The 12,092-nt window shown below is 72.9% G+C and carries 4 protein-coding genes; 1 reads left to right on the top strand and 3 read right to left on the bottom strand.

Features of this window, described 5'->3' with window-relative positions; all coding sequences use genetic code 11:
• Nucleotides 1-63: 63 nt before the first annotated feature.
• A complete protein-coding gene (locus ACQPZF_RS27690; RefSeq protein ID WP_433261756.1) occupies nt 64-3,576 on the bottom strand; it encodes an indolepyruvate ferredoxin oxidoreductase family protein in 3,513 nt (1,170 codons plus the stop codon).
• A 158-nt stretch (nt 3,577-3,734) separates the two neighbouring features.
• Between ACQPZF_RS27690 and ACQPZF_RS27685 the strand changes: the two genes are divergently transcribed.
• Complete coding sequence (locus ACQPZF_RS27685) at nt 3,735-4,196, top strand: Lrp/AsnC family transcriptional regulator (protein WP_433261754.1); 462 nt, start codon at nt 3,735-3,737, stop codon at nt 4,194-4,196.
• Between the two features lie 14 nt (nt 4,197-4,210).
• On the opposite strand, the gene ACQPZF_RS27680 is transcribed toward ACQPZF_RS27685, so the two are convergent.
• Entirely contained in the window at nt 4,211-6,475 is a 2,265-nt protein-coding gene (locus tag ACQPZF_RS27680; RefSeq protein WP_433261752.1) for an ATP-binding protein, read from the bottom strand.
• Between the two features lie 180 nt (nt 6,476-6,655).
• Complete coding sequence (locus ACQPZF_RS27675; protein WP_433261750.1) at nt 6,656-11,902, bottom strand: NACHT domain-containing protein; 5,247 nt, start codon at nt 11,900-11,902, stop codon at nt 6,656-6,658.
• Between the last annotated feature and the right edge of the window lie 190 nt (nt 11,903-12,092).

Raw genomic sequence — 12,092 nt, 5'->3', positions numbered from 1 at the left:
CCCATCCGTCCGAGGGGGTTACTCAATTCACCCGAATGGCTGGTACCGAGTGCTGTAGCGGGGTCAGGGCGCGGACGGCACGGCCACCTCCGTCAGCCGCGCCAGGATCTCCGCCTGCCGCTCCCGGTACCGGCGGACGTTCGCCAGCTTGATCTCCTCGTACCCGCGCACCACGTCCGGCAGCGCGGCGAGTTCGGCGACCGCCGAACGGTCCACATCGGACACCCGCAACGCGGTCGTGATCGCGGCCCGGTACTCGGCGACCAACTCGCGCTCGACCCGCCGCACCTCGGCGTAGCCGAAGACGTCCAGCCGCGTGCCGCGCACCCGGCGCAACGCCCGCAACACCCGGAACACCGGCCGGAACCACGGCCCGAGCGCGACCTTCTTCCGCATGCCCAACGCCCGCAGCACGGGCGGGTGCAGCCGGTAGGCGAACCGGGCGGCGTCACCGAACTCGGCCTTGATCCGCTCGGTCAGGGCGGGGTCGAGGGACAGCCGGGCGACCTCGTACTCGTCCTTGTAGGCCATCAGCTTGTACAGGTTCCGGGCGACTTCCTCGGTCACCACTGTCGGGCCGTTCTCCAGCACGCGGACCTGCTCGACGAACTCGGCGTAGGCGCGGGCGTACCGCTCGTCCTGGTACGCCACCAGGTCCGGCACCCGGATGTCCAGCACCCGGGCCAGCTCCGAACCAACCTCGGCCCGCACCAACCCCCGCACCCGCGCGACAGCGGGATCCGGAACCACCCCGGCCGATCCCGACACCCCGGCGGCCGAGCCGGTCGGAGCCGGCGATCCCACCGCGGCCGATCCGGCAGCAGTCGAGGACAGCTCGGCATCAGCGGGCGGGGACAAGGGCTCGGCGACCAGCACCCGGCCGTGGCGGAAGGCCTGGATGTTCTTCGCCACCGCGACCCCGTTCAGCTCGATCGCCCGTTCCACCGCCGACGCGGGCAGCGGCAGCGCCCCCGTCTGGTAGGCGGCCCCGAGCTGGAGGATGTTGGCGAACTGCCCGTCCCCGAACAGCTCCTCCGCCACCGCACGGGCGTCCAACGCGACGGTCCGCGCGGCAGCGGCCTCCAGTGCCGAGCGCACCCGACCGGCGGCCGGGAACGACACGGACGTGTCGATCACCATCCGACCGGTCGGCACCTCCGTGGTGGACACGACGGCCGTGGTCCGCGCCGGATCGGCCGCCGCGAGGTGGGTGGGGTCCGCGCCGACCAGCGCGTCGCACGCCAGGTACAGATCGCACTCCCCGGCGGCGAGCTTGGGCGCCTGATCCGTCGGGACCTCGCTGACCTTCAGGTCCGACACCACCGCGCCGCCCTTCTGCGCCAGCCCGGTCTGGTCGAGCGTGCGCACGTGCCGCCCGGCCAGCACCGCCGCCGTCGCCAGGATCTGCCCGACCGTCACCACGCCCGTGCCGCCGATGCCGGTGATCCGCACGGTGAAGTCGGGCCCTGATACGGATGCCGGCTCCGGCGCCGCGTCGGACGCCAGCTCGACCGCCTCCCGGCGCGGCCTGCTCCCGCCGGGCACGACCGTCAGGAACGACGGGCAGTCGCCGTCCAGGCACGAGTAGTCGACGTTGCACGACGACTGGTGGATCGCGGTCTTGCGGCCGAACTCCGTGGCCACCGGCTGCACGGACAGGCAGTTCGACTTGGTGCCGCAGTCGCCGCACCCCTCGCACACCCGCTCGTTGACCACGACCCGCGTCGCGGGCGTCTCCTGCTTGCCGCGGCGGCGCTTGCGGCGCTTCTCCGCCGCGCACTCCTGGTCGTGGATCAGCACGGTGACACCGGGAATCGCGGCCAGCTCCTCCTGCGTCCGCATCAACTCCGACCGCTCCCGCACCGCCACCCCGGCCGGGAACGACCGGCGGCGCAGCTTGCGCGGGGCGTCACTGGTGACCACGACCTTGGCCACGCCTTCGAGCAGCAGCAGCGCGGCGATCCGCTCCACCGGCAGCCCGCCGACCGCGTCCTGGCCGCCGGTCATCGCGACCGCCGAGTTGTAGAGCAGCTTGTAGGTGACGTTCACGCCCGCCGCGACGGCCGCCCGCACCGCGAGGCTGCCGGAGTGGGTGAACGTGCCGTCGCCGATGTTCTGGGTGAAGTGCGGCGTCTCCACGAACGGCGACATGCCGATCCACTGCGCGCCCTCGCCGCCCATCTGGGTCACGCCGACCACGGAGCCGACCTGCTCGGGCTCCATGAACAACGCCATGGTGTGGCAGCCGATGCCGCCGCCGACCAGCGTGCCCGCCGGCACCTTGGTGGACGAGTTGTGCGGACAGCCGGAGCAGAAGTAGGGCGTGCGGGCCAGCAACGGCAGCGCGATGCGCTCCCGCCGGCCGCGCCGCCGCCACGCCTCCACCGACCCGATGCCCAGCGGGGCCAGCAGCCGCGCGAGCCCGGTCGCGACGCGGTCCGGGTCGAGTTCGCCGACCTCGCCGAACAGGGCACGCCCGTCCGGCCCGGTCTTGCCGTGCACGGCGGGCGCGTCCGCCGTGCCGTAGAGCAGGTCCTTGACGGCGGCCTCCACGAACGACCGCTTCTCCTCCACGACCACGATCCGGTCCAGCCCGTCGGCGAACTCCCGCACGATGCCCGGCTCGACCGGGTGGATCACACCGAGCTTGAGCACCCGGATGCCGTGCCGCGCCAAGGCTCCGTCGTCCAGGCCGAGATCGCGCAGCGCCTGCCGGACGTCCAAATAGGACTTCCCGGAGGTGACGATCCCGATCCGGTCGGAGGACGTCCGCCGCACGATCCGGTTCACGCCCGACGCGCGCACGTACTCCAGCGCCAGCGGCAGCCGCACGTGGTAGAGGCTGCGCTCCAGCGCGGCGAGTTCGGTGCCCAGCAACCGCGACGTCGGCTGGTGCCGGTACGCGCCCTCGGGCAGCGTCGGCGCGACCCACTCCCGGCGCACGGTCGCGGTGCTCGACGCGTCGGCGACGTTCGCCACCACCTTCAGCGACGACCACACCCCGGCGGCCCGCGACAGCTCGACCGCGTGCAGGCCGAAGTCCAGCAGGTCCTGCGCGTCGGACGGGAAGAAGATCGGCACCGCCAGGTCCGCCAACGCCAACTCCGAGGCGCACGGCACCGTGGACGACTTCGCGTTCGGGTCGTCACCGACCAGCAGGACCGCGCCACCTCGCGGGTCCGAGCCCGCGAGGTTGGCGTGGCGCAGCGCGTCGGTGGCGCGGTCCAGCCCAGGGGCCTTGCCGTACCAGACGCCGGTGACGCCGTCGTAGCGCCGGCCGGGCAGCGAGCCGGTGAGCTGGCTGCCCATCACCGAGGTGGCGGCCAGCTCCTCGTTCAGACCGGGCCGGTGCACCACGTTGTGCTTGTCCAGCAACGTGGTCCGGCGCGCCAGCTCCAGGTCGTAGCCCGCCAGCGGCGAGCCTTCGTACCCGGACACGAACACGGCGGTGTCGAGACCGGTGTCCCGGTCGTGCCGGACGCGGTCGAACAGCATCCGCACCAGCGCCTGAACCCCGGTGAGGTGGACGACGCCGTCCTCCCGGAGATAGCGGTCCTCCAACGTGAACGCCTCCACGCCGACTCCTCCACTAGACGCCACTGCGGTGCAGGTCACACCACACGGAACGGATCGCAGTTGCAACATCGTGCCCTGTTTCCGCCGACTCGACGCAAAGATCGGTCGATCTTCCCTCGAAGAGGGCGGATCTTTTGCGCGCCGACTACGCTGGGCCCGTGCCGGAAGACCTGGTGGACGACATCGACCACGAGATCCTCGCCCTGCTCCGCGAGGACGCCCGCCGGACCCTGTCCGACATCGCGGGCCGCGTCACCCTGTCGACGGCGGCGGTGAAGCGCCGCATCGACCGCCTCCAGCAGATCGGCGTGATCACCGGCTTCACCGTGCAGATCGACCACGCCAAGCTCGGCTGGGGCATCGAGGCGTTCACGGAGCTGCGGTTCGCCGGCACCACGAAGGTCGCGGACATCCTCAACACGACCACCCGGATGCGCGAGGCGCAGGCGGTCTTCACCATCGCCGGCGACCCGGACGCCCTCGTCTGGCTCCGCGTGCGCGACATGGCGCACCTCCAGCGCACCATCGACGAGATCCGCCGCCACCACCAGGTGACCGGCACCAAGACCCTCATCGCCCTCGACTCGTGGACCCGAGGCCACGACCGCCCGACCCCCTGAGCGCCCGTCCGGCTTCAGCGGAGCCGTTCCGCGCCGGACAGCGCGGCGTCCAGGCACTCCCGGATGCTCTCTTGCCGGCGTCGGTCGCCGGACCGCTCGGCCAGGGCCGCGCCGTCCCGCAGCACCCGCACGGCCTCGGCGTAGTCGTGCCCGTCGAGGTGCAGCTTGCCCAGTTCCTCCAGGCACGCCACCTCGCCGACGTGGTCGCCGAGCCGCCGGGACAGCGCCTCCGCGCGGTGCAGCGCGTTCAGCGCCGCACCACGCCGGCCCGCCCGGCGGTGGGCGACGCCGATGCGCCGGAGCACGGAGGCGCTGCCGCGCTCGTGCCCGGCGTCCTCGTTGAGGCGCAGGCAGATCCGGTAGTGGCGCAAGCTCTTCGCGGTCTGCCCGGTGCGGTCGTAGAGGCTGCCCAGGTACTCGTGCGCGGAGGCCTCGCCGGCGGGGTTGTCGCCCAGCCTGCGATGGAGGGCGAAGCTCTCCTCGCCCTTCGCGATCGCCTCCTCCAGCCGCCCGAACATCTCCAGCGCCTGCGCGGTGTTGATCAGGCAGCCCGCCGCGCCCCGGTCGTGGCCCAGCGCCCGGAACTCCGCGAGGCTCCCGGCGAGCTGCCCGAACGCCTCCCGCGGATCACCGGACCACGCCCGCGCCAGGTCGACCAGCGCCAACCCGAGGTCCTGCCGCACGATCGCCCGCGCCACCCGGTCGTCCCCGGCCACGTCCAGCGCCGCCCGGCTCAGCAGCGACCAGTCCAGCCAGTGGCCCCGGCTCAGGTAGAACCCGAACAGGCCGGGCGCGAGCCGCAGCAACCGCTCCGGCGGCACACCCGGCGTGCGCGTGACGCCGACCAGGTGGTGGCGGTGGTCGTCCAGCCACCCGAACGCCTCGGCCGAGTCGGCGAAGTCCGGACCGCCCTCCGCCCACGCCGGGTCGCCCCACGCCTGCCGGACCCCGCCGGTGGTCACCAGCGCCAGACTGCGCCACGCCGCCGCCACGAACAGGTCGACGGCCCGGGTGAGCGCCCGCACGCGATCGGCTTCGGGGATCGCGGCGGCACGTTCCCGCGCGTAGTCCCGCAGCAGGTCGTGCATCCGGTACCGGCCGGGCTCGGCGGCGTCCAGCAGGTGGGCGTCGGCCAGCCGTTCCAGCAGGCGTTCCGCGTCCCGTTCGGGCAGGTCGAGCAGGCGGGCCGCGACCGGCAGCGAAATGTCCGGCGCGTCGGGCAGGCCGAGCAGCGCGAACGCCGTCGCGTCCGACCGTTCGAGCTGGTCGACCGACACCGCGAAACTCGCCCGCACCCCGAGGTCCCCGCGTTCCAACTCGTCCAGCCGGTGCCGGTCGGCGAGCTTGCCCGCGAGGTGCGCGATCGGCCACTCGGGACGGGCGGCCAGCCGCGCGCCGACCAGGTGCACCGCCAGCGGCAGCTTGCCGCAGAGCCGGACCGCCTCGGCCGCCGCGGCACGCTCCGCGTCGACGCGCTCGGCGCCGACGGACGCGGCCAGCAGGCTCAGGGCCTCCTGCTCGGTGAGCACGTCCAGCCGCACGTGGTGGGCCTGGGGCAGGGTGTCCAGCGCGTGCCGGCTGGTGACGATCGCGGCGCAGCCGGGACTGCCCGGCAGCAGCGGCCGGACCTGGTCGGCGTCCGCCGCGTCGTCCAGCAGCAGCAACACCCGCCGCCCGGCCAGACCGGAGCGGAACCGCGCCGAGGCCTCCGCCGAGTCCGCCGGGACCTCGTCGGCGACGACGCCGACCGAGCGCAGCAACCGCGCCAACGCCTCGCGGACGGGCAGGGGAGTGCCGCCGCCGCCCAGGTCGACGTGCAGCAGGCCGTCCGGGAACCGGTCGGCGACCCGGTGCCCGACGTGGGTCGCCAACGCCGTCTTGCCGACACCTCCCATGCCCGCGATCGCCGACACGACGACCGTGGACGAACGGTCCAGCAGCCGCACGATCGCGTCCACCTCGGCGGCACGTCCGGTGAAGTGCGCCACCGGCGGCGGGAACTGCCGTGGCGGCTGTTCGGCCGACCCGCCCCGCGGCCCCGGCCGCCGGGCAGCCGCCGCGACCAGCTCCGCCCGGTGCGCGTCGGTCAGCCGCAGGGCTTCGGCGAGCCGGTCCACCGTGTCCCGGTACGGGAACCGCCGGTCGCCGCGCTCCAACGCGCCGACCGCCTGCCCGCTCAGCCCGGCGCGCTCGGCCAGCGCCTCCTGCGTCAGTCCCGCCGCTTTCCGGTGCCGTCGCAGCAGAGCGCCGAAGGAGATGTCCATTCGTCCTTCCCCCACAACGGAAGTGTGGGGGTCGACTGTAGAGATTGTCGCTGTCGCGTTGCGCGACAACAGGAAAAACTGTCGCTCAGCAATGCGGGGGAACGCACGTGAATCGCAGTCCACGGCGCGTTTTCCCGATCAGGGGGAATGCGTGGATGCCCGACCAGGGGGTGGGCATCCACGCACCCGGTCGAGTCACACCCGGGCGGCCAACGCCCGGATCAGGTCCCGTGCCTCCTCCCGGCCCAACGCGCTCCAGCGGGCGAGACCGCAGGCGGCCCGTCGCCGGACGTGGCGAGCCACCGCCTCGTCCCGCGCCACCACACGCACCGCCATCGCCGCCCGTTCCCGGAAGTCGGACCGCAACTCCACGGCGGCCTCGGCGCACCGGACCCGCTGCACCGCCGAAAGCCTTCCGTCACACGCCATCGCCAGCAGCTCCAAGGCCGCCTCCGTAGGCTCGACCACCCCGATCGCCCGCCACACGTACCTGCTGTGCAACTGGTCCGGTGTCGTCACCAGGCCGCGCAGCACCGCCATCACCTCACGTCGGCAAGCAGGCGCGATACCGATGAGCTGAGCGGCACCCTGTGCCCGCGCCAAGGCGGACAGCGCGGTGTCGACCACCATCGCGCGCAACGCCTCCGCCGCACGCTCGCGTCCCGGCTTGCCCAACCCGGCCAACGTCTCGGCCGCCCGCCTGCGCATCGCCGGCCGAACCGCCGGATCAGCGGCGACCGCGTGCAGCACCCGAGCCGCCGCGGCACGGTCCTCGGCCTGGTAGCCCACCAGCTTGGCCGCCGCGAGCGACCGGGTTGCCGCAGTCCTCCGCTCATCGTCGCGCAAGGTTCGCACGGGGTTCAGCCCGTCGAACCGCCTGAGCGCGAACCGGAGTTCGACGCGGCGGAGGTCCGAGATCCGCGAGTCGGCTTCCCACTCGCGTACGAGGCGCACCACCGACTCGGGCGGTGTAAGGGTGAGATCAAGTACGAGTCGGATCGCTCGACGGCGCTCGGGAAGCGGTCGCGCCTCGTCAAGTGCCCGTGATTGCGCCTCGGACAGCACCCGCTCCCACCACGTCGAGCCGAGCTTCGCCAAGGCCCGCCGCGCCTTCCGCTCGGTAGTGGGTTCGCCGGCCATCCGTTCGAGCAGGCGTGCGGCTTCCGGGACGAGCCGCACCGACAGCTCCGCGAGCGCGGAAGCCGCGGTGACCCGGTCCTTCGCGCGAGTTTCGGGCCCGGCGAGCACATCGCGGATCTCGGCTTCCGCCTCGGCCGCGAGCGGCAGGTCGTCCCAGATGTCCGCCTCGGGCAGCCGCTGGTCGAGCGGCACCGTGCGATCAGCCAGCAGGTCGCGTTCGACCTCGGTGCGCGATCTACGCGGCAGAGCGTTGATCAGCCGCCTGCGTGTCCAGCGAGGGGTGGCGGGGTGGCGCGCCGCGGCTGCGGCCAGGCTGGGCCACTGGTCCAGGTGCGAGAGGTTGATTTCGGTCAGGCAGCCGACGGCGGTCGCACGTGCGCGGGCGGTGGCGTGTGGGCTCTCGGCGATGTGCCGCAGGAAAGCGGCCGTACCGGGTTCGTGGTTCCGGTCGAGGCGGGTGACCAGAGCCGCTGCCGCACAACGATTCTCGACGGATTCATGCTCGTCTTCCAGCACGGACCGGCAGTATGCGATCGCATCATCCGCCGTGCTCCGGTCGAGTTCCACCAGGTTCCAGATGACCTCGCCCCGCGTGTCGATCGTCAAGTGCTCGTCAGCGGCCTGGCGGCGGACTTCAGCGAGAGCGTCGCCGTCTCGGACCAGCTCGTGCAACGCCGAAGCGGCAACCTCGCGGATGGAACGAGGTGTGTCCGCGTCCGCGAGGAGCCGACGCAGCGGGAGCACCACGTCGACACCACACCCGGCCAGTCCGAAGACGTGGTCTTGCCAGCTCGACCCCAACCACACCTCGTTCGGGTCGAACACCGCCGCGATCGCCTCCGCGAGGTGGTCGGGGGCAGTCCGGGCCAGCATCACGGCGGCGGCGTGGCGGGTGGTCGGGTCCACGGACCGGTCGGCCACCAGTGACCGCAGTGCCGCGACGAACTCGGCTCCCGAGCCGGCGCCGAGGATGTCGAGCGCCCGCAACGCCTTCCACGTGCGGTGGGCGTTCGCCCGGCCGTCGGCCACCACCTCGTGCAGCGCCTGCGCCAACTCAGCCCGGAGCCCCTTTCCCACGTCCCTGAAGACCCTTGCCACGTAGGGGAAGTCGAAGCCCGGAACAGTGGCGGCGCGGAGGAGTGTGCACATCGCGGTCACCGTGGCGGAGTGGAACAGTCCTGCCAAGGGTATGAGGCTGCCGGCCGCCGACATCCGTGACCGGTAACTCCTGGATGCGTCCCCGAGCACCGACAGCAGTGCTTCCGCGACACGGAAGTCGCCGGTGTCGGTGGAGGCGAACGTGAACGCTCCGTCGAACAGCCCCACTTCACCTGGGTCGTCCATCCGCGTTGCTCCGAGAAAGACTTCCAGCGCCCGGCTCGGGGATTCCCGACCGAGGTAGAGCAGTTCCCGCCACGCCATCAGGACAACCCTGGTGTCGGTGTGGGTGGTGGCGATCCCGAGCAAGGTCCGACTCACTTCGGCGTGGAACTCGGGCCCGGACCGGATCAGCCGGTTGGCGGCCTGGCAGCGCACTTCCGGGTCGGCTCCCTGTTCGGCCGCCAGGTCGCGCAGCTTGCCGACGGCAGTGGTCCGGTGCGGGTCGCCGAGGTCCATCAGGAAACCAAGCGCCGTCAGCCGGTCGGCCGGCCGCGTCAACGCGTCGGTGCACACCCGCCACATCGCCGCTGCGGCTTCCGCGAAGTGCTCGGGCCCCAGGCCGGCGAGTGACTTGGCCGCCCACAGCGAGTAGTTGGTGATCGTCCCGGGGTCGGTGATCTGCGCGCGTAGCCGCGTAGCGGCGAGGTCTCGGAAACGTCCACCGAGATCGGCGAGCCGCTCCGCGCACTGCCATTTCTCGTGCGGGGCCAGGCCAGGCTCGTCCACCAGCGTGATGAGGTGGTCGCCCGCCGAGGCGCGGTGTTGCGGCCCCAGTTCACCCAGCACCAGCGCCGCGGCGGCGCGGTCGACCCTTTCTCGGCGCCGGTCGCTGATCAGCGTGGTCAGCGCCGCGACGGCGGCGGCGCCGTGGTCGGGGCCCAGTGACGCGAGCCCCAGCGCGGCGTCCCGTCGGCCGGTCATGCTGAGGACGGGATCACACAGGATGGCGTGGAGGGCTTCGGCGCCCGCCGCGTGGAACTCGACACCGATCTCGATCAGACCTGTCGCCATCTCGACGAGGTGGCGCGTGGCGGTGCCGTCGTCCGCCAGCCGCGCGGACAGCGATGCCACGGCGAACTCGCGGGCGTCGGGGCCGAAGGCGGCCAGCGCCACGGCGGCGGTGCGGCAGGTGAAGCCCGACGCCAGCGGGTTCGCCAGCACCGCGCGCAGACCGCGTTCCGCGGGGTCGCGCTGCTCCGGCCCGCAGTCGGCCAACGCCTCGGCGGCGGCGCAGCGCTCGGCCACCGAGGCGTTCGGGTCGTCCACCAGCGTGGTCAGGAAGACGACCGCCTCCCGGGTGTGGTCGCCGCGCAACCGGGTCGCCAACGCCGACGCGGCCTCGATCCGGGAATCCGCCGGCGCCGTGTCGGCGCGCATCAGCGCGGTCAGCCACGCGGCCAGGCCGGGGTGGTGGGTGGCGCGACACGCTTGGGCGAGGACGGCACCGCCGGGGTACTGGGTGGTCATGGCCCAGCCCCACACCGTGGTGAGGAAGTCGTCCACAGCGGCCTTGCCCGCGGGGGCTCGTTTAGCCAGCAAGCGGGCGGCCAGCAGGTGCTGTTCGGCGTCGCCGCCGTGCAGGAACCGGATCAGCGGATCAGCTTCGGCGGGACGCAGACGGGTGTAGTGCAGCAGCACGGACCTGGCGTACTGGCCGCGTTCCTTGGGCCGCGCGGCGTAGAGCGTGCGGGCGAACTCGTCGTGGTCCGGGGCGAAGTGGTCGGGGAGGTCGCGGGCCATCGAGGTGGCGGCCAGGTGCTCGGCGAAGCTGTGGTGCAGGAAGCGCAAATCGTCCGAGCGGATCACCAGCGGGCCCACCGAGACCAGGAACGCGGTCAGGGCCTCCGGCCAGTCGGGGGACAGGCATTCCACCGGCACGTGCCGGCGGACCCAGTCGCGGGCTGCCTCGACCAGGGACGTGTCGGTCTCCAGGCGGATGCGCCCGAGGTGTTCCAGCAGGAGGGTGCGGTGGTCCTCGAACGGCGCGGTCGGGGTGCGGGCCGAGCGGAGGAACGCCAGGTAGGCCTCGTACAGCTCGTACTGGTTGTCCGGCAGCGGCCGGTCGCCCCGCTGCTGGAAGATGATGGCCGCGATGGTCGCAAGCAGCGGGACGCGGACCAGTTCGTCCAGGTGCGCCTCCCGGATCTGCCGCACGAACCGGCGCGCGACCTCGGCGCCCTCCTCGGCGAACCAGTTCTCGGCGAACGAGCGCAGCGCCTCCTCGTCGAACGGCTGCAACTCGTAACGGGCCGCGCCGATGCGTTGCAGCGGAGCCAGCGCCGCGCCCTCGATCGGCCGGGTGGTCACCACGACCCGGTACGGCGACCCGGAGGGCTCCGCCGCCCACGCGGCGAGCACGGTCACCAGGCGGTCCCGGTCGGCCGCGTCCGCCACCTCGTCCAGCGCGTCCACCAGCAGCAGCCACCGGCAGCCGGCGATCCGGTCGCCGAGCGCCTCGGCGGTCACCGGGCCGCGCAGCAGGGCGCCGTACTCGGCGTGCGCGCTGTCCGCGAGCGCCTGGGAGAACGGCAGTTCCAGGCGGGCGGCCAGCTCGCGCGCGGTGAGCCGGAGCGGCACGACCGGCTCGGCGAGCGGCTCGTCCTGCCCCTCGCCGCACCACCGGGCCGCGATGTCGGCGGCCAGGCGCAGCGACAGCGTCGACTTGCCCTGCCCCGCGCCCCCGGTCACCAGCAGGTGCTCGTCACCGTCCAACGCCGTCCGCACGGTGCGGGCCGGCGGGCGCACCGCCACCCGCACGACCGGCGCACGGGGCACTTCGACCAGTTGCCCGTGCCCGTCCAGGATCGGTGTCGGCCGGGACGCCTCGGAGCGCGGCTCCTCGGTGCCGGTGCTGAGGTCCTGCCGCACGTACACGGTCGCGAGTGACGGTCGACGCGACCCCGGCAGCCGGTACGGCAACTCGTGCGCCGCCCGCACCTGGGCGTGCATCAGCGACTGGATGACCGGCGGCAGCGTGGGACACGCCGGCCACCCCTCGGCGACGGGCTGCGCCGCCTCGACCGGCAGGTCCGGTCTCGCGGCCACGTGGATGTGGACGCCACCCTGGATCAGGCCGGCCTGGACACTGGGGCCGACGACCCCACCGATGTGGTTGGAGACCGACTGCCCTTCCTGTTCCACCCGCACCCCCTCGCGTCCGCGTTCCCACGCATGGTCCCACGCGCGCCGACGGGCGTCAGGGTGGCGTCTTCAGGCTGAATATCCGCAAAAATGCGGGTCATTCGTGGAGACGCACGCCATATGTCCACTGTGGACGAACGAAGGCGGTTGTCGGCGCGGCAAGCCGACAACCGCCTCTCGGCGTTCAGGA

The sequence above is a fragment of the Actinosynnema sp. CS-041913 genome (assembly GCF_050942485.1).
Lineage (GTDB): Bacteria > Actinomycetota > Actinomycetes > Mycobacteriales > Pseudonocardiaceae > Actinosynnema.
This window is presented reverse-complemented; position numbering and strand designations above follow the sequence as displayed.